Raw genomic sequence first — 17848 nt, 5'->3', positions numbered from 1 at the left:
CCGGGAACGGGGCCTCCGCCCCCTACAACTCGGGTATCACGCAGGCCCGTTGCGTCATTCCCAAGGTGGAGGGAAGTGCGGCCCGGCGAGGGATCCGCAGAGGCGGCCCGCTCCTGAATGATCTTCTCTGTCCCATCCTGTGACCCGGAAGGACCGATATCGTGCGCAGACGACGTCTCGCGCCCCTCATGGCCGTGAGCATCACCGCCATGCTGGCTCCCGCACTCGCCACCACCCCGGCCACCGCGGCCCCGGCCTCCGCCCCGTCGGCCACCGCCTCCCCGGCCACGGCCACGTCCACGGGCGCGCTGGACCGGTACACCCGGCAGAAGCCGAAGTGGAAGCGGTGCGAAGCCTCCGCCCCGGCGGAGTTCCAGTGCGCCACCATCCAGGTCCCGCTGGACTACCGGGCCCCCGGCGGCAAGCGGCTCGACCTGGCCATATCCCGGATCAAGAGCACCGCGCCCGGCAAACGCCACGGCGTCCTGCTCTCCAACCCCGGCGGCCCCGGCGGTCCGGGCATCTACATGCCGCTGGCGCTGCAGGAGGAACTGCCCGCGTCCGTGACGCAGAAGTACGACCTCATAGGCTTCGACCCGCGCGGAGTGGGCCAGAGCTCCCCGGTGAGCTGCAACCTCACCCTGGAGGAAGAGGACTGGCTCCGCCCGTACAAGAAGGAGACGTTCACCAAGGACGTCGCCTGGGCGCGCAAGGTCGCGGAGAAGTGCCGGGCGAAGTCGGGCAGCGTCCTCCCGCACATCACCACGCGCAACACCGCCCGCGACCTGGACGTGCTCCGGGCGGTCCTCGGTGAGAAGAAGCTCTCGTATCTCGGCTACTCGTACGGCACCTACCTGGGCGCCGTCTACACCCAGCTCTTCCCCGGCCGCGTCGACCGGTTCGTCCTGGACAGCGCGGTCGACCCGGCACGCGCCTGGCGCGGCATGGTCCAGTGGTGGGCGGAGGGCGCCGAGCCCGCCTTCGACCGGTGGACCGAGTGGGCCGCCGCGCGCTCGGAGACGTACGGCCTCGGGAACACCCCGAAGAAGGTCGACCGGACCTTCTGGGAGCTGATCGCGCGCGCCGACCGGAAGCCCATCGAGTTCGACGGGATGAAGCTCACCGGCGACGACATCCGCGGCGGCATGCGCGGGGCGGTGTTCAGTCCGAAGTCCGCGACCGAGGCGTTCGTGGAGCTGAAGAAGGCCGCGGACGGTCAGCCCGCCTCCGCGGCGAAGGCCACGGCCCTCACTGGGGCCATGGAGTCGGCGCGCAAGGGCGCCGGAGTCCCGGACGACAACATGACGGCCAGCTTCTGGGCCGTGGTGTGCGGGGACAACTCCGCCGCGTGGCCCCGGAACCCCGAGCGCTACCGGCAGGACGCCATCGCCGACAAGGGCCGCTACCCGCTCTTCGGTGACTTCGCCTCCAGCATCAAGCCGTGCGCCTTCTGGAACACGTCCGTGGAGCCGGCCACCAAGGTGAACAACAAGGTCGGCTCCCTCATCGTCCAGAACGAGTGGGACTCCCAGACCCCGCTGCCCAGCGCCCAGGCCCTGCACACCGTCATGAAGCGCTCGAAGATGGTCACCGTCCTCGGCGGCGAGGGCCACGGCGTCTACCCGAGCGGCAACCCCTGCACGGACGGCACGGTCACCGGCTACCTCCTCACCGGCAAGCTCCCGGCCAAGGACGTCGCCTGCCGCGCCACCGCCGAGTCGAACGCGGAGGCCCGGAAGGACCAGCAGCGGGACACCGTCCCCGGCTCACCGCTCCCGCAGCGAGCCCCGGACCGCTTCTGAACGCTGACGTGGGACAGCGCCGGTGGGCCCGGTCGTAGCGATCGGGGCCCGGAGAGGGCGCTGAAGGCGGGGCAGGATCTCTTCCGAGGTCTGCCCCGCCTGCTCCGTGACCAGGTCCCGAGGATCTCCTCCGGGGCCTGCCCCGCCTTGTCCGCGACCAGGGCCTGTACAGGGCGGAGCGTCACCTCTCGTGACCGCCCCCGTCCGCCGGGAGCGCGTACAGGCGGGGGAGGTTGACCACGATCGCCTCCTGGGTCGAGCGGGCGACGACGACCACGGCCTCTTCGGAGGGATCGGGGTTCTCCTCGCGGTGGGGAACGAACGGCGGGACGAAGATGTAGTCGCCCGGGGACGCCCGCAGCCGCACCTCCTGCGGCTCGTCGCCGGAATCGTCGAGGAACACGAACTCCGGGTGCCCGCTCACCACATGGATGGCCGTCTCGGAGGCGCCGTGGTGGTGGTCGGAGGAGGAGGTGGCGGGCGCCACGTGGGTCTGGCCCATCCACGTTCTTCGCCAAGGATCTGACGTTCTCCCTGTACGGGACCACCGGCCGCGACTCCGCCGTCCAGACCCTCACCGCGCACTTCGGCCCCAACGGCCCGCTCAACCTCTCCACCCCGTACGAGCCGGCCGGCTTCGAGGACGCCGTGGCCAAGGTCCGCCAGACCCCGCTGGACTCGCCCGACTACGCCGCCACCCTCCAGGCCGCGACCCGGGCCGGACTCCAGAGCAAGGCGCTGGTGTTCACGTACGCCTCACCCAACCTCTTCGCCAAGACGAAGGCGCTCTCCGCGCTCCCGAAGAACCCCGGGCACATCGACTGGACCGGAGTGAAGCTCTCCGGCGCCAACTGACCTGCCCGCAGCACCGATCACTCCTTCCCGCACACTCCATCCGCCCGTCCGCCCATCGCACAGAGAGGGGGCAGCCCCATGACGACGACCGAGCCACAGGTCACCTCTGCCCGCCGTCGCGGGGTCGCCGTGGCCAGGACACGGCACGCGGGCGCCCGTGTCCTGGCCGTCCTCGCCTGGTGAGCCGGGGCGCCCGCTCCTGAACTGCCGTAACACCCCAGCCGTTCGCGAAGACCGCATCCCGAAAGGTCACCCCATGGCCATCGTTCTCTCCGTCTCCGGAAGCCCCTCCGCCACCTCCCGTACCGCGCGCCTCCTGCTCCACCTCGACGACCGGCTCCGGGACCAGGGCCACGACGTGGTCTCCCTGGACGTACGAACCCTGCCCGCCGACGCCCTGCTCGGCGCCGACTTCGCGCACCCGGCCATCGTCGAGGCCACCGCGCTGTTCGAGCGGGTGGACGGGGTGGTCATCGGCACTCCGATCTACAAGGCCGCCTACTCGGGGCTGCTCAAGTCACTGCTGGACCTGCTCCCGCAGTACGCGCTCTCCGGCAAGACCGTGCTGCCGCTCGCCACGGGTGGCAGCATGGCCCATGTCCTCGCCATCGACTACGCGTTGCGCCCGGTGCTGACCTCGATGGGGGCCGCCCACGTCGTGCCGGGCTGGTTCACGCTGGACAAGGACATCACCGTCCGTCCCGACGGCACGGTCGCTCTGGCCCCGGCCGCAGCCGCGGCGGTGGGTGAGGCCGTGTACCGGTTCTCCGCGGTCCTCGGGGAACGGCCGGTACTCCTGGACGGCGTCGCGGCACTGGCACCCAGCACCTGATCAGGCCGCTACCACGGGAATGAGACAGTCTTCCCACCCGATCGAGTGGATCTTGTTGCCGCACCCTGCCTTCGGAGGAGGGAACGCGACCACCCGAAGCCATCATTTGGCGGTGATCTTCTCGAACCGGACGGTACGACGCCGTCCCAAGTCCCTTGTCCCGGCCGGGATCGGCGCACTCGCTCTCCTCGCGGTGCTCCCCGCGATCCCGGCCACCGCCGCACCCGCGCAGGAGCCGGTCGCCCCGGCGGCCGGGCCCGTGCCGCACCGCCCGCTCACCCCGGCCGAGCGCCGGACCTCCGCCCAACTCGACGCCCTGCAAGGCGATCCCGCCCGGCTGAAGGGCTTCTTCGCCGCGCTGCCCAAGGGGGCCGACCTGCACAACCACCTGTCGGGAGCAGTCACCACCGAGTATCTGATCCAGCTCGCGGGCGAGAACGGGCTCTGCATCGACGCGACGGACACCGCCGTACAGCCGCCCTGCGGACCCGGTACGCGGCCGGCCGCCGACGCCCGTACGGACGCCGAGTTCCGCCAACGCATCGTCCGCGCCTGGTCGATGCAGGACTTCCCCGCCGACCAGTCCGGCCACGACCACTTCTTCGACACCTTCGGCAAGTTCGGGGAGGCGACCCGCGACCGGGGCAAGCTCCTCGCCAACGTTGCCGACACCGTGGTGGAACAGAACCAGTTCTATCTGGAGACCCTGGTCACCCCCGCCTCCGACAGCGCGCGCAAGCTCGCCGAGTCCGTGGGCTACGACGCCGACCTCGCCGCCTTCCACCGCAAGCTCGTCGCGGGCGGAAAGCTCGACAAGGTCGTCACCGAGGCCGTCCGTGAGGCCGACGCCGCCGACGCCCAGTTCCGCGAGGCCGCGCGGTGCGACACCCGCCGCCCCGCCCCGGGCTGCCGGCTGCCCGTACGGTGGATCTCCCAGGTCTCCCGGGGCAGTTCGCCGGAACGGGTCTTCACCCAGATGGCCGTCGGCCTCCGACTCGCGGAGCGCGACCCGCGGTTCGTCGCGGTCAACCTCGTCCAGCCGGAGGACGGGGAGAGCGCGCTGCGCAACTACAGCCTCCAGATGCGGATGCTCCAGTACCTGCGCACCCAGTACCCGGACGTCCGGCTCACCCTGCACGCCGGTGAGCTGACGCCCGGCCTGGTCAAGCCCGAGGACCTCACCTTCCACATCCGCGAGGCCGTGCTCGTCGCCGGGGCCGAACGCATCGGCCACGGCGTCGACCTGGTCCACGAGGACGACTGGCGCGGGCTCGCCCGGACGATGGCCGAGCGGCGCGTCGCCGTCGAGGTGCCGTTCAGCAGCAACAAGCAGATCCTGGGCGTGGCCGGCGACGACCACCCCTTCAACACCTACCGCCGCTACGGCGTCCCCGTGGTCCTGGCCACCGACGACCCCGGCGTCTCGCGCATCGACATCAGCCACGAGTACCAGTACGCCCGGGAGACCTACGGACTGAGCTACCCCGAGCTGAAGGACCTGGCCCGCGCCTCGCTGGAGTACGCCTTCGTCGACGGGGACGGCCTCTGGGCCACCGGGCCCGGCCGCACCGCCTACCGTCCGGTGCCCGCCTGCGCCGGATCCCGGCCGGGCTTCGCCCCGCCCGCCCCGGCCTGCGCCCGCCACCTGGACGGGAATCCGAAGGCGGCGATCCAGTGGCGCCAGGAAGCCGCGTTCGCCGGTTTCGAACGGCGGTACGGCGGATCGCGCTGATCCGGCACCGCCGATGACCTGGGGGCGGGCGGGCCGCGGCCATGAACTGCGGCCCGCCCACCCCACGGCTACGCTCGAAAAATGGGAGACAGCGGAGACCGCGCCGGGCCGCCCCCGGACAGCCGTGACGACGACGGCCGAGCCCACGGCAGCGGTGACGACAGCCGCGACGGCGGGCCAGGCACCGTTCCCGACGACCGCGCAGACGATCACGCCCACCTCGCCTCCGTCGTGGACGCCTGGGCCGCCGCGATCGTCGCCAACGACGCCGACCGGATCGCCGCCTACATGGCCGACGAGTGGGTCATCGTCTCCGAGTCCGGCATCACCGACCGCGACACCTTCCTGGCCTTCGTCGCCTCCGGCGACCTGACCCACTCCGCGATGCGGGCCGTCACCCCGCCGAGGATCCGCGTCCACGGGGACACCGCCCTGGTCACCGTACGGATCACGAACACCGCCCACTACGGCGGCCGCCGCTTCGACGCCGACGAATGGACCACGGACGTCTTCGTCCGGCGGGACGGCCACTGGCGGTGCGTGCTCAGCCACATCACCCCCGCCGCACCTCCCCAGGGTTCATGAGCCGCCTGGGCTACCCGGCGGCAGCCGCCGTCTTCGCGGTCGGCATGGCCGGCACCACCCTGCCCACCCCGCTCTACGGCCTCTACCGCGAGCAGCTCGGGTTCTCCGAGCTGATGGTGACGGTCGTCTTCGCCGTCTACGCCCTGGCTGTCATCGCCACCCTGCTCCTCGCCGGGAACGTCTCCGACGAGGCGGGGCGGCGGCCCGTGCTCCTGGCCGCCCTGGGCTTCTCGGCGGCCAGCGCCCTCTGCTTCCTCTTCGAGGGCGGGCTCCCCGCCCTCTTCGCGGGCCGCCTCCTGTCGGGGTTCGCCGCCGGGCTGCTGAGCGGCGCCGCCACCGTCACAGTGCTGGAACTCGCACCACCGGGGCGCGCGGCGAGAGCCGGGCTCGCCGCCACCGCCGCCAACATGGGCGGCCTGGGGTGCGGGCCGCTCCTGGCGGGGCTGCTCGCCCAGTACGCGCCCTGGCCCCTGCGGCTGCCCTTCCTGGCGCATCTGGCGCTGATCGCCGCGGCCGCCCTGCTGACCTGGCTGCTGCCCGAGACGGTCACCTCCGGCGTACGGCGCTTCCGGCTGCGGCCGCAGGGGATCGCGGTGCCGCCCCAGGTGCGCGGGGTCTTCGCCCCCTCCGCGCTGGCCGCCTTCGCCGGGTTCGCCCTGCTGGGCCTCTTCACGGCCGTCGCCCCGGCCTTCGTGGCCGAGACGCTCGACGTGCACAACCTGGCCCTGACCGGGCTCGTCGTCTTCACCGTCTTCCTCGCCTCGACGGCCGGGCAGGCGCTCATGGGGCAGGTGGGGGAGCGGCGGGCCCTGCCGGGCGGGTGCTTCGTCCTGGTCGCCGGACTGGTGCTGGTGGCGGCCTCGTTGCTGCTCGCCTCGCTGCCCCTGCTCATCGCCGGGGCGCTCTGCGGGGGCCTCGGGCAGGGGCTCGCGTTCCGGGGCGCGGTGACCGCGATCAGCGGAGCGGCACCGGCCGAGCACCGGGCCGCCACGGTCTCCGCGTTCTTCGTCGTCGCCTACCTGGGCATCTCGCTGCCGGTCGTGGGCGTGGGCGCCCTGACCCTGTGGCTGGGGCTGCGCGACGCGGGCCTGGTCTTCTCCGGCTGCGTGCTGGCCCTGGCCCTGGGCGTCGGCCTGAACCTGGCCCGGAGGACTCCGTCCGTACGGTGACGGGGCATCCGTACGGTGACGACGGCATCCGTCCCGCCGAGAGCAGGACGCCCCGGTCCGCCACGGCGGCGGCCTGGTCCAGGTCGTGCAGGACGACCCCGACGGTCACGCCGTGGGCGTCGGCCAGATCGCGTACGAGATCGAGGACCTCCACCTGATAGCGCAGGTCCAGGTAGGTGGTCGGCTCGTCGAGCAGCAGGACGTCGGTGTCCTGGGCGAGACAGCAGGCGAACCAGACCCGCTGCAACTGGCCGCCGGCGAGGCTCTCGACGCCCCGGTCCGCGAGGTCGGTGAGGTGGGTGACGGCGAGCGCGCGGTCGATCGACCGGGCACCGTCGGGGTCCGTGCCGCGCAGCCGCCCACGGTAGGGGGGCGGCCGAATCCCACCACGTCCCGCACGCTGAGCCCGGCCGGGGCGGTGCGGCTCTGGGCGAGCAGGGTGATGCGGCGGGCGAAGTCGTTGCGTGACAGGGCGAGGGCGTCGACCGGGTCGGAACCGTCCGGGGCGGAGACCGTCACCGTGCCGGTGCGCGCCTTGTGGAGCCGGGCGACGGCGCGCAGCAGGGTGGACTTCCCGCTGCCGTTCGGCCCGATGAGGGCCGTGACCCGACCGCGCTCCAGCCGGAGATCGGCCCCGTGGACGACATCGGCCCGGTCGTACGCGACGGTCAGGCCGCGGGCGTCGAGGCCGCTGGGGCCGGGGATGCCGGAGGGGCCGACGGGGCTGCTGTCGGGGGCCGCGGCGGCGTCCGGCGCGGTGGGCCGGAGCGGCGGGCTGTCTTCACGGTCGTGGGCAGGAGCGATGACGTTGCTGAGGGTAGCCTAACCTAAATTCGACACCCGACCCGGTATACGGAATGTTCGGCTCCGAGGTCTGCGGAGTGGGGGCGAGGTCCGCCCTCAGGTCCTCCCGGAAGTGGCCGCAGGGGGTGCGAATGGGCCCGTAAGGCACTGCTTTCCGGTCGAAGCGGCTTCCGGGGGTTTCCGGCCGCTCCGGAATCACCGCAGGTCAGAGGGTCGTTCTTCGTTGAACCGTCGAAGGCTGTCCATATGCTGGACGGCCTCCGCGCCCCGCGCGAGCTGCCCGAACGACCATCCGGTCGGTTCGAACGAACGTCTGCGGCTGGAAGCGGGCTGTCGATGTGCGCCTACTTTCCGCATGCGTAAGACTCCTGACCGCAATCAGCACCCGAGCGAGGAGTTTTCACTCATGCGACACAACCGTCACGCAATCTTTGCAACCGTCGCCGCCGGCGCACTGGCCCTCAGCGGTCTCGCCGCCACCTCCGCCCACGCGGCACCGGCGAAGCCCGCGAGCCTCTACGCACCCTCCGCCCTCGTCCTCACCGTGGCCCAGGGCGAGGACCCGCTCACCGCGACGGTCAAGCGGGCGGTCACGCTCACCTGCGCCCCCGGTGCCGAGGGCACCCACCCGGCCCCCGAGGCCGCCTGTGCCGAACTGGAGTCGGTGGGCGGCCAGTTCACCGCGCTCGCCCGGACCTCGCCGGACCGCATGTGCACCCGGCAGTGGGACCCGGTCGTGATCACCGCCCACGGTGTCTGGCACGGCCAGCGCGTCGCGTTCTCGACCACGTACGGCAACGCCTGCGAGCTGGCCGGGAGCATGCACGAGAGCGCCGTCTACTCCTTCTGAGCCCGGCCGGCCCCCTCCGGGGAATCCTGTGTCACCCGGGTGCCCGGGTGACACAGCGCGAAGAGGAACGCGACGGCCAGACAGATCGCCATCCCGTAGAACACCCACTGGTTGGCCTGGGCGAAGTCCATCCGGATCGCCTGCATGGAGTCCTTCACCGCATCGGCCACCGGCCCGGACCCGGAGGGCCCCCGGGTGTCCGCCTGGCCGGTCACCGCCTGCGCGACCGACTCCGCGGCATCGCCCGCCGCACCCTCCGGCACCCCCTTGTCCCGCAGCGTGCCTTCCACGTTGGTGATCGTCCGGTGCGTCAACACCGTGCCGAACACGGCCAGTCCGATGCTCGCCGCGAAGTTCCGCACCGTCTGGGTGATCCCGGTGACCTCCCCGTACGAAGCACCGATCGCCCGGTTCACGGCGTCCGTCGAGGCCGGTGCCAGCAGGAACCCGATCCCCGCACCGGCCAACGCCGCGTACAGCCACTGGTCGTGCATGGAGAGCGTCGTCAACTTCCCCGCCCACAGGGCGAATCCGACCGCCCCGAGCGCGGTGCCCAGCTTCAGTGCCGGGCGGGCACCGCGCTTGTCCAGGATCCGGCCGCCCCACTGCGAGGCGATACCGAAACCGACGAAGAAGTAGAGGAGGTAGAGCGCCGCCTGGTTCGGCGAGGCGCTCAACGAGACCTGTGCGTAGACGGAGGCGAAGAAGAAGACCGGGACGAACGCCATCATCGAGAAGAACAGCACCGCGGTGTCGATCTGGAACGCCCGGTCCCGGAAGACCTGGAGCTCGATGAGCGGGATCCGGGCCCGCAGTTCGAACCAGCAGAAGAACGCCAGCACCAGCACCCCGACCACGATGCACGCCCAGGTGGCGACGGCGTCCCACCCCCAGGTGGACGCCTGCTGGAGGCCCAGCACCGTCAGTCCCATCCCGACCGCCACCAGCACCGCACCCGGCAGATCCAGGGGTTCGCGCTTCGACCGGTCCGGGATGCGCGCCAGCAGCGTCAGCACGATGGCGATGACGGCGACGGGCACGTTGACCCAGAAGATCGCGCGCCAGGTCCAGGAGGTGAGCCAGCCGCCGAGCAGCGGCCCGACCGCCGTCAGGGCTCCGGAGAGCCCGAAGAACAGCGCAAGCGCCCGCCCCCGCCGCTCCACCGGGAACACCGCGATGACCACGGCCAGCGCGGCCGGGAACATCAGCGCCGCGCCGATGCCCTGCACGGCACGGAAGCCGATCAGCCAGGCCTGGGCGAAGTCCCCGGCCGGCACGGCACCGCACAGCGCGGAGGAGATGACGAAGACGAGGGTGCCGATCAGCATCACCCGGCGATGCCCGTAGATGTCGGACAACCGCCCGCCCAGCGCGAAGAACGCGGCCAGCGTGAGCAGATAGGCGTTGACCACCCACTGCATCTGCGTGGAGGTGAGGCCCAGTTCGTGAATGATGTCGGGAGCGGCGATGGCGACGATCGTCTGGTCGATGAACGTCATCGACACGGCGAACAGCATGGCCGCGAGAGCGAGGCTCTGATTCGGGCATCCGGCCCGGCGGCCCGAGGCCGCCGGGCCTGACGACGCCGACTCCGGGCCGTCCCCCTTGGAGGTGTCTGTGCCCATACGTTCATGGTGCTCGGCCTGCCACGGCACTGCATCCCGAGCCGCCCCCGCCCCCGTGGCGCCGGGCTACTTCCCGGAACCGGCGCCGGTTCCGTACGGCAGCAGCGCCATCTCCCGGGCGTTCTTGATGGCCGCGGCGAGCTGCCGCTGCTGCTGGGCGCTCACCCGGCTCACCCTGCGGCTGCGGATCTTGCCGCGGTCGGAGATGAACTTCCGCAGCAGATCGGTGTCCTTGTAGTCGATGTACGTGATCCCCGCCGCGTCCAGAGGGTTGGGGCGGGCCTTGAGCGGCTTACGGGGGTCCTGCTTGCGTGCCATCGTGCGTCCTTGCATGGGTAGTTGGATGTACGGGGGTGGCTACCCGGTTCAGACCGGGTCGAGGAGCGCGTCGAAGGCGGCCGGCAGGTTCTTCCACGCCTCCCGGCCCGCCCGGTACTCCTCGTCCGTGAGCAGGCACGACTCCAGCAGCCCGGTCAGCCCGTCGCGGTCGAGGCCGGGGGAGACGAAGACCAGGTGCTGGCAGCGGTCGCCGTGCTCGGTGTGCCAGTCCAGCGCGGCGGCGGCCCGCCGGTAGGGCTCCACCATGGCCCAGGCCGCGTCCGGGAGGGAGGCGAGCCAGGGGCCGGTGTTCTCCACACAGAGCGCGCCGCCCGCCGCCTCCCAGGAGAGCAGCGTGTCGGGCCGGTCCGCCAGCCAGAACCGCCCCCGGCTGCGGGCCGCCGCACAGCACAGGTCCTCCAGCGCGTCGTACAGCCGCTCGGGATGGAAGGGACGGTGGCGCCGCCAGACGAGCGTGGAGACCCCGGCCTCCTCCGCCTCCTGGGGCAGCAGCGCACAGGCCGGATGCTGGCCGGCGGCTGCCGCGCCCACATCGAACCCGGCGACCGCGAGCCGGGCCAACTCCGCCGGATCGGAGTGGACCTGACGTGCCATCGGGTTGAGCTGACGGATCAGCGCGCGGTCCTCGTCGTCGGCGGCCGGGCTGTCGACGAGGGCCAGGACCGGGGCGTACTCCACCTGCCGGGCCCAGGTGTCCCCGACGGTCCGCTGGTCGGCGGGTGCGGCCGCGAGGCCGGCCTCCGCCAGGTCGTCGCCGTTGGCGAGGCACGGCAGGACGAGGGTGGGGTCGATCGCGGTGATGACGTTGGTGACCTCGAAGCCGTCGGCCCCGTGGACCGCGATGACTTCGGCCATCGACTTCGGCTCGACGGAGTCCCACAGCTCCAGGACGGCGAGCCGGGTCAGCCCGCCGTCCGCCAGCCGCCGCAGCTCGGGGACCAGGTCCTCCCGCAGCGCACAGCACGCGCAGTCGTTGACCAGGGGCGTTTCGCCCGTGGACAGCTCGCCGGTGGCGTCCCGCAGGATCCGGCGTACCGTGCCGCCGGTCGCCGTCGTCAGGTCGTGGTGGAGCGCGACGCTGTGCGGGACCGTGGCGAGCAGCCCCTCCACCACCTCGCGGCGGGCCTCGGAGTGCAGCCCGCAGACGATGACGACGGGCAGCTTCCGGCGCGCTTCCTCCGTCACCGGGCCTCACCGCGTCCGTAGCGGCGCTCGAAGCGCTCGACCCGGCCCGCGGTGTCCAGGACACGTGCGGTACCGGTGTAGAAGGGGTGGCTCGCGGAGGAGATCTCCACGTCGACCACCGGGTAGGTGTTGCCGTCCTCCCACTCCACGGTCCTGTCGCTGGTCAGGGTGGAGCGGGTGAGGAAGGCGAAGTCGGCGGCCTTGTCGCGGAAGACGACGGGGCCGTAGGCGGGGTGGATTCCGGGCTTCATGAGGGGTTCCTAGCGGTCGGGGGCTGCTGCGGGGCGGGGGCCGGGGGCCTCAGCGCTCCTCGCGGAAGTCGACATGCCGACGGGCGACCGGGTCGTACTTGCGCAGCACCATCCGGTCGGGGTTGTTGCGGCGGTTCTTACGGGTGACATAGGTGTAGCCGGTCCCCGCGGTGGAGCGGAGCTTGATGACCGGGCGTACGTCGTTGCGAGCCATGGGCGCTACTATATGGCAATGGTTTCCATTTTCAATAATGGATGCATCGATGAGAGGCAGGTAACGTCCGTGTCCGCCCACTGCCAACTGACCGGCTCGCAGCCGGGATTCGGCAACTCCATCTCCCACTCGCACCGCCGTACGTCACGCCGGTTCGACCCGAATGTCCAGCGCAAGCGGTACTGGCTCCCCAGTGAGGGGCGCCATGTGCGGCTGACGCTCAGCGCCCGCGCGATCAAGACGATCGACGTCATCGGCATCGAGGCCGCGGTCGCGCGCATCCGCGCCCGGGGAGGGAAGGTCTGATGGCCAAGAAGAGCAAGATCGCGCAGAACGAGAAGCGCAAGGCGACCGTCGAGCGGTACGCGGCCCGCCGGGCCGAGCTGAAGGAGGTCATCCGCCGCCCGGCTACTCCGGCGGCCGAACGCGCTGCGGCGGTCGAGGAGTTGCGGCGCCAGCCGCGCGACGCGAGCGCCACGAGGGTGCGCAACCGCGACAGTGTCGACGGCCGGCCCCGCGGCTATCTGCGGACCTTCGGCCTCTCCCGGGTCCGGATGCGCGAACAGGCGCACGCCGGATTCCTGCCCGGCGTGACCAAGTCCTCCTGGTGACACCGGCCTGAGTGCACGAAGGGCGGGTGGTGGCGCGGCGATCGAGCCGCGCCACCACCCGCCCCTCCTTCTCGTGCGCGGGTTCAGCTCTCCGGTCGCAGCAGGCCGCGCTCGTACGCCTTCACCAGCCGCTGCGGCACCTGGTGCACCACGCCGTCGACGGTCACCGGCACCAGCTGGGGCGTGGTGGCCTTCCACTGGGCGCGGCGGTGGCGGGTGTTGCTGCGGGACATCTTCCGCTTCGGAACTGCCATGGGTCTTCATCTCCTGGGGATGGTGGGGGCCGGTCGGTGGCGTCGACCGTATATGGAAATGACTGTCGTTTCCAAGTTGTAATGCGGGGGGCTGCTCGGCGGCGGTGTGGAGGGCCGCGGCTCACCGCCCCACCGGGTCGGCGTGCGCGCCGTCGCCGGGGGTGATCAGTGCCAGATGCCCGCCGTCGTCGAGCGGGGTGGGCAGGGTGAGGGTGGTGACCCGCTCCGCCCGGTCGGCGTCGAAGACATGGACCTCGCCGTGGCCGCCCCGGCTGACCGCGACCAGCCCGGCGCCGGGGGAGGCGGCGATCGCCCGCCGCTGGACGCCGTCCCACGGCGTGCCGCCGCGCCGGGGCGCCCCCGCCATCGCGGGCAGCGGGAGGCGCGCGGCGATGTGCGGCCGGGTGCCGGGAGCGGTGGGCGCGGCGAGCAGGATCAGCTCGTCGCCGTCCGGGTGGACGCGCGAGTACGCGATGTGCCGGGCGGTCACCGCGAGCCGGAACACCAGCCCGGGCCCCAGCTCCAGCCGTCCCGTGATGCCGGTGTCGAGCCCGTGCCACCAGGCGTCGTTGGTCCACTCCGGCCACTGCCCCGGCGCGGAGGGCCCGCCGCGTACGCAGGACCAGAGCGTGCGCCGTACGGGATCGAGCCGCAGGTAGTAGCCCCGCCCGCCGGTCCGCCCGTCGGCGCCCCAGGGCAGGGGCGGCTCCGGCGCGACCCGCTCGCCCTCGTGCCGCACCCGGTGCACGCCCGAGCCCGCCGCCGCGAACACCCGCCCGGTGACAGGGTCGTGGGCGTCCCCGTGCCCGTCCGCGTCCGGCAGCCCGATGCGCCGGACAGGCTCCACCGGCGGGCAGGAAGGGGGTGCGGCCATCAGGTCGCGGTGCCGGTGGACCAGGAGTTCGCCGGGCTCCCGGTGGCGCAGCACCACGAGCGGCGACGGCCCGCCCAGGACCGTCACGCCCGGCTCCCCGGTCCGCCCCCGTACGCGCACGGCGACGGCCCCGTCCGGTGCGTCCAGGTCGACGGCCGTCAGCAGCCCGGTCCAGGCCTCCTCGTTCCGCCCGAGACCGGTGGTCACCGCCAGGCGGCGCCCGTCCGGTGCGGCCGCCAGATGCTCGGCGGGCACGGCGACCGGTATCCGCCGCCGGACCAGGGGCAGGCCCGCGTCGGGGCCGTACGGATCGAGGACCAGCAGCTCGCCCGCCCGGTCGTCCACGCAGGCGACCAGATCGTCCGGCAGTGCGAGAAAGCCCGCGTGCTCGGCCGGGTGTCGGTGGTCGAGCGCCGCCACCTCCTCACCGCCCGGCAGGTCCAACAGGCTGACGCGCCCCGCGACTTGGTCGGCGACCAGCAGGCGGGGGTGGGGATGGGGCGGTTGAGGCATGGCGGTCTCCTGGGGTGGTCGGCGGAATTCGGTCATGAGGGCGGGAGGTCTTGGCCCGCTTTATTGGAAATGATAATCATGTGTAAGGTTCCGGTCTGTGGCGGGGACGGTTCCCGGGGCTCCGCCGCGGCACCTGACTCCTCCCCGGGGCCGTACAGAATCTGAGAGACAGCCGATGCCACGCACCGCACTGAGAGTCCGCCGCTGGGCCGCGATCGCCGTACTGGGAGGGCTGCTGGCCGGTTGCGGCACGACCGACGAGCCGTCCGGGTCCGCCGCCGAACCGGCGGCCGGGGCCAAGGCCCGTACGAGCACCGAGGTACGGCCCATCGAGGCCGCCACCCGGATCACCGACGCCAAGGGCGTCACCGTCTCGCTGGAGAAGCCCCCGCAGAAGATCGTCTGCCTGGTCGCCCTCTGCGACGACATCCTGGTCGAGCTGGGCATGGTCCCCACCGCCACCAACTCCGCCGTCCTCGCCCACCCCGATTTCCTGGGCAAGGAGAAGGCCGCGAAGGTCCCCGTCGTGCCCGGCGGCTTCCTCAGCCCCGAGGTCGAGGCGATCCTCTCCCACCGGCCCGACCTGGTGATCGGCCTGGAGGACACCCACGGCAAGCTCGCCCCCGCGCTGAAGGGTGCCACCACCTTCTGGCCCGTCCAGCCCGGCTCCTGGCAGGACAGCGTCGGCTACCTGCGCGACCTGGCCGCGCTCACCGGCCGTACGGAACAGGGCGAGAAGGCCGAGAGGACGTTCCGTACCCGGCTGGCCGAGGCCGAGGAGAACCGGAGCGACAAGACGTCACTGATCATCTTCGGCAGCGACGAGAACTTCGGCGTCGCCACCCCGGAGACCGATGTGGCCGCCGGACTCTTCCCGAAGATCTCCCACTACCCCTGGAAGAGCAGGGGAGTCGACGGCTCCTACAGCCTGGAGGAGATCCTCGCGCGGGATGTCGACGTCCTCTTCGTGGAAACGCTCTCCTTCGGTGCGCCGGACGGCAAGCTCTCCGACAAGCTCGCCAAGAACCCGCTCTGGTCGCGCATCCCGGCGGTGAAGAACGGCAAGGTCATCGAGGTCGACTCCGAGGTCTGGGCCAAGGGCCGCGGCACCCGGTCCATGGGCATCGTCCTCGACGAGGCGACGGCCGCACTGCGGTGAACGGCCTTCCGGAAGAGGGCGGTTGCGCTGCGGTGAGGCGGCTGCGTGTGGTGCCGGTCGCACTGACGGTCGTGGCGGTGGTGAGCGCGGTGTGCGCGCTGAGCCTCGGTACGCCGTACGTTCCCCCCGCCCGGCTCCCCGCCACCCTCGGCTCCGACGGCCTCGCGGGGATCGTCGTCACCGAACTGCGGCTCCCCCGCATGGTGTTGGCACTGGTCGCCGGTGCCTGTCTGGGCGCGGCGGGGCTGGTGCTCCAGGAGGCGCTGCGCAATCCGCTCGCCGTCCCGGAGATGCTCGGCGTCTCCTCCGGTGCCGCGCTCGGTGTGGCGGCACCGCTGGTGCTGGCCCTCTCCGTGCCGCTCGGCCTCCAGCCCTTCCTGGCCTTGGCCGGGGCGGCGCTCGGCGGACTGCTGACGCTGGTCGCCGCCGGGTTCGGCCGCAGCCCGTCGTCCGTGCTGCTCACCGGGGCCGCCGTCGCCGCCGCGCTCCAGGCGGGGCTGCTGGTGCTCATGGTGATGGCCGACCAACTGGACCTCCAGCTCATCTACCGCTATCTGCTGGGCAGCCTCTCCGCTCGCACCTGGGACGACGTCACCGGACTGCTGCCCTGGCTGGCCGTCGCCGTCCCCGCGCTGGTGCTCTGTGTGCCGGTGCTCGGCGTGCTGCGGCTCGGTGACGACGACGCCCGCGCCCTCGGCGTACGCGTCGAACGCGCCCGGGTCGCCGCGCTCGGTATCGCCGTCGTCCTGATCGCGCCTGTGGTGGCGGTCTGCGGCCCGGTGGCCTGGGTCGGCTTCCTCGCCCCCCACCTCGCCCGACGGCTGAAGCCGGACGGCGGGGCGGCGGGGTGGCTCGTGCGCTCCGCCCTGTGCGGGGCGGTTGTGGTGCTCTGCGCGGACCAGCCCGCCCGGCTGGCGCTCGCCCCGGTCGAGACGCCCGTCGGGGCATGGACGGCCCTGGTCGGGGTGCCGGTCGGGGTGGTGCTGCTGAAGCGGGGGCGGCGTGCGGCGCGTGGGCGCGACCGGGGGCCCGCGTCCGCCGGGCCGGCATCCGATGCGTCCCTGCCCGTGCCTGGGCAGGCCGGAGGGCCCGTGCGGGGCGCGGAGTCCATACCTCTTCTGCGGAAGGCGGAGCGATGAGCGTGTCGGAAGCGGCGCCCGGAACGGCCCGGCAGGCCTGGCGCTCACCGGGCGTGCGGCTGGGCGCCCTGGTGGTTCTCGTGGCCGCCGTAGCCTGTGCGGACCTGTTCGCGGGGCGGGGTGTGGCGGCAGGGGGAGTACGGGCCGTGCTCCTGGGCGGCGGAGACCCCATGGCCCAGCACATCGTCCTCCAACTCCGTTTGCCCCGGCTGCTGGTGGCCCTGGTCGCCGGGGCGAGCCTGGGCGTCGCCGGGCTCGTCCTTCAGTCGGCCCTGCGCAATCCGCTGGCCGGACCCGAGGTCACCGGGGTCACCCCCGGAGCGGTCCTCGGCGCGGTCGCCGCCACCGGTCTCGGCCTGGCCGGCTGGGACTCCCCGGCGGCGGTCGTCGTGGCGGCCTGCCTCGGCGGGTTCGCGGGGGCGGGGCTGCTGTGGCTGCTCGCGGGGCGGGAGAAGGGCGACCCCGAGCAGACCGCCGTGTACGGGGTGCTGGTGTCGGCGGTCCTCGCCGGGCTCACCGCCGTGGTCCTCCTGGTGGCCCCGGGCGAACTGGGCAGCGTCGTCCAGTGGTTGATCGGTTCCACCGAGGGCCGGGTCTGGGAGCACTGGCATCTGCTGTGGCCGTGGGCGGCGGTGTGGGGAGCGGCGGCCTGGCTGCTCGCGGCCCCGCTCACCCTGCTGCGCTGCGGCGACGAACAGGCATCCGCCGCCGGGCTGGACGCCGGGCGGGGCCGGGCCGCCGCGCTCGTGTGTGCGGTGGCCCTGACGGCGGGGGCGGTCTCGGCCGTGGGGGCGCTCGGCTTCGTGGGCCTGCTGGTGCCGCATCTGGCGCTGGCCGTCTTCGGCGCCGACCTGCGCATCACCCTTCCCGGCGCCGCGCTGCTCGGCGCGGTGGTGGTGTGCGGGGCGGACGCCGCGGCCCAACTGCTCTCCCGGCTCCTGGTGGTGGCGCTCGACGCGGACCGGCTGACCCTGCCGGTCGGCGCGCTGACCACCTTCGTCGGGGCCGGGCTGCTGCTGGTCGTGGCGCGGCGACGGGCGGACGAACGATGACAG

General features: G+C 72.6%; 18 protein-coding genes and 4 pseudogenes. 12 read left to right on the top strand and 10 right to left on the bottom strand.

All coding sequences use genetic code 11. The annotated features are described in order from the left end of the window. The first annotated feature begins 188 nt into the window (after positions 1–188). Positions 189–1802, top strand: coding sequence for an alpha/beta hydrolase (locus tag DJ476_RS01330; protein WP_112489586.1), 1614 nt, complete (start codon positions 189–191; stop codon positions 1800–1802). Positions 1803–1983: 181 nt separating this feature from the next. Here DJ476_RS01330 and DJ476_RS01325 read toward each other — a convergent pair. Further along, positions 1984–2313, bottom strand: a pseudogene (locus DJ476_RS01325) (cupin domain-containing protein); the annotation flags it as partial. Here DJ476_RS01325 and DJ476_RS01320 point away from each other — a divergent pair. From DJ476_RS01320 to DJ476_RS01300, 5 genes and pseudogenes are all read left to right on the top strand, one after another. Further along, a pseudogene (locus DJ476_RS01320) lies at positions 2310–2657 on the top strand (ABC transporter substrate-binding protein); the annotation flags it as partial. The pseudogenes DJ476_RS01325 and DJ476_RS01320 sit on opposite strands and share 4 nt — an antisense overlap. 256 nt (positions 2658–2913) lie before the next feature. After that, the gene (gene ssuE, locus DJ476_RS01315; protein ID WP_103421574.1) at positions 2914–3489 is read left to right on the top strand and encodes an NADPH-dependent FMN reductase; all 576 of its coding nucleotides are present in this window, start codon (positions 2914–2916) and stop codon (positions 3487–3489) included. Positions 3490–3601: 112 nt separating this feature from the next. Beyond that, positions 3602–5221, top strand: a complete 1620-nt coding sequence (locus DJ476_RS01310; protein ID WP_103421573.1) for an adenosine deaminase family protein — start codon at positions 3602–3604, stop codon at positions 5219–5221. A gap of 81 nt (positions 5222–5302) precedes the next feature. Then, complete coding sequence (locus DJ476_RS01305) at positions 5303–5806, top strand: nuclear transport factor 2 family protein (protein WP_103421572.1); 504 nt, start codon at positions 5303–5305, stop codon at positions 5804–5806. Continuing rightward, the gene (locus tag DJ476_RS01300; protein WP_103421571.1) at positions 5803–6975 is read left to right on the top strand and encodes an MFS transporter; all 1173 of its coding nucleotides are present in this window, start codon (positions 5803–5805) and stop codon (positions 6973–6975) included. The genes DJ476_RS01305 and DJ476_RS01300 overlap by 4 nt, the downstream gene beginning before the upstream one ends. Before the next feature lie 235 nt (positions 6976–7210). Here DJ476_RS01300 and fecE read toward each other — a convergent pair. Next, positions 7211–7297: pseudogene (gene fecE, locus DJ476_RS35995) on the bottom strand (Fe(3+) dicitrate ABC transporter ATP-binding protein FecE); the annotation flags it as partial. Positions 7298–7425: 128 nt separating this feature from the next. Continuing rightward, positions 7426–7569, bottom strand: a pseudogene (locus DJ476_RS35990) (ATP-binding cassette domain-containing protein); the annotation flags it as partial. Between the two features lie 616 nt (positions 7570–8185). On the opposite strand from DJ476_RS35990, the gene DJ476_RS01290 reads away from it, so the two are divergent. Beyond that, entirely contained in the window at positions 8186–8629 is a 444-nt protein-coding gene (locus DJ476_RS01290) for a subtilase-type protease inhibitor (protein WP_103421570.1), read from the top strand. Here DJ476_RS01290 and DJ476_RS01285 read toward each other — a convergent pair. From DJ476_RS01285 to rpmG, 5 genes are all read right to left on the bottom strand, one after another. Then, positions 8617–10254 carry an MFS transporter gene (locus DJ476_RS01285; RefSeq protein WP_112489585.1) on the bottom strand — a complete coding sequence of 546 codons (1638 nt, stop codon included), beginning with the start codon at positions 10252–10254 and terminating at the stop codon, positions 8617–8619. The genes DJ476_RS01290 and DJ476_RS01285 overlap by 13 nt on opposite strands. A 66-nt stretch (positions 10255–10320) precedes the next feature. Continuing rightward, positions 10321–10572 (bottom strand): 30S ribosomal protein S18, encoded by a 252-nt coding sequence (gene rpsR / locus DJ476_RS01280; protein ID WP_103421569.1) that lies wholly within the window; start codon positions 10570–10572, stop codon positions 10321–10323. A 48-nt stretch (positions 10573–10620) separates the two neighbouring features. After that, entirely contained in the window at positions 10621–11778 is a 1158-nt protein-coding gene (locus DJ476_RS01275) for a CobW family GTP-binding protein (RefSeq protein WP_112489584.1), read from the bottom strand. Continuing rightward, positions 11775–12029: a type B 50S ribosomal protein L31 gene (locus DJ476_RS01270; protein WP_053558093.1), complete on the bottom strand. Its 255-nt coding sequence runs from the start codon at positions 12027–12029 to the stop codon at positions 11775–11777. Before DJ476_RS01270 ends, DJ476_RS01275 begins: the two co-directional genes overlap by 4 nt. Positions 12030–12078: 49 nt before the next feature. Further along, positions 12079–12243 (bottom strand): 50S ribosomal protein L33, encoded by a 165-nt coding sequence (gene rpmG / locus DJ476_RS01265; RefSeq protein ID WP_019762863.1) that lies wholly within the window; start codon positions 12241–12243, stop codon positions 12079–12081. A 69-nt stretch (positions 12244–12312) separates the two neighbouring features. Between rpmG and rpmB the strand changes: the two genes are divergently transcribed. After that, the gene (gene rpmB / locus DJ476_RS01260) at positions 12313–12549 is read left to right on the top strand and encodes a 50S ribosomal protein L28 (RefSeq protein WP_019762862.1); all 237 of its coding nucleotides are present in this window, start codon (positions 12313–12315) and stop codon (positions 12547–12549) included. After that, the gene (rpsN, locus tag DJ476_RS01255) at positions 12549–12854 is read left to right on the top strand and encodes a 30S ribosomal protein S14 (RefSeq protein ID WP_028417929.1); all 306 of its coding nucleotides are present in this window, start codon (positions 12549–12551) and stop codon (positions 12852–12854) included. Before rpmB ends, rpsN begins: the two co-directional genes overlap by 1 nt. Positions 12855–12937: 83 nt before the next feature. Here rpsN and rpmF read toward each other — a convergent pair whose 3' ends face one another. Together rpmF and DJ476_RS01245 are read right to left on the bottom strand one after the other, a co-directional pair. Then, positions 12938–13108, bottom strand: coding sequence for a 50S ribosomal protein L32 (gene rpmF / locus DJ476_RS01250; RefSeq protein ID WP_093754369.1), 171 nt, complete (start codon positions 13106–13108; stop codon positions 12938–12940). A 121-nt stretch (positions 13109–13229) separates the two neighbouring features. Further along, entirely contained in the window at positions 13230–14495 is a 1266-nt protein-coding gene (locus DJ476_RS01245; RefSeq protein ID WP_112489583.1) for a hypothetical protein, read from the bottom strand. 175 nt (positions 14496–14670) lie between these two features. On the opposite strand from DJ476_RS01245, the gene DJ476_RS01240 reads away from it, so the two are divergent. Genes DJ476_RS01240 through DJ476_RS01230 form a run of 3 tightly spaced genes read left to right on the top strand, consistent with a single transcriptional unit; the run spans position 14671 to position 17845 of the window. Next, on the top strand, positions 14671–15654 hold the full coding sequence (locus DJ476_RS01240) for an ABC transporter substrate-binding protein (RefSeq protein ID WP_112489582.1): 984 nt from the start codon (positions 14671–14673) through the stop codon (positions 15652–15654). Positions 15655–15686: 32 nt separating this feature from the next. Beyond that, positions 15687–16793 (top strand): FecCD family ABC transporter permease, encoded by a 1107-nt coding sequence (locus DJ476_RS01235; RefSeq protein ID WP_112489581.1) that lies wholly within the window; start codon positions 15687–15689, stop codon positions 16791–16793. Further along, on the top strand, positions 16790–17845 hold the full coding sequence (locus DJ476_RS01230) for a FecCD family ABC transporter permease (protein WP_112489580.1): 1056 nt from the start codon (positions 16790–16792) through the stop codon (positions 17843–17845). Before DJ476_RS01235 ends, DJ476_RS01230 begins: the two co-directional genes overlap by 4 nt. The last annotated feature ends 3 nt before the right edge of the window (positions 17846–17848 follow it).

Origin of the sequence: Streptomyces bacillaris (assembly GCF_003268675.1) — a bacterium.
In the GTDB taxonomy this organism is placed as follows: domain Bacteria; phylum Actinomycetota; class Actinomycetes; order Streptomycetales; family Streptomycetaceae; genus Streptomyces; species Streptomyces bacillaris.
This window is presented reverse-complemented; position numbering and strand designations above follow the sequence as displayed.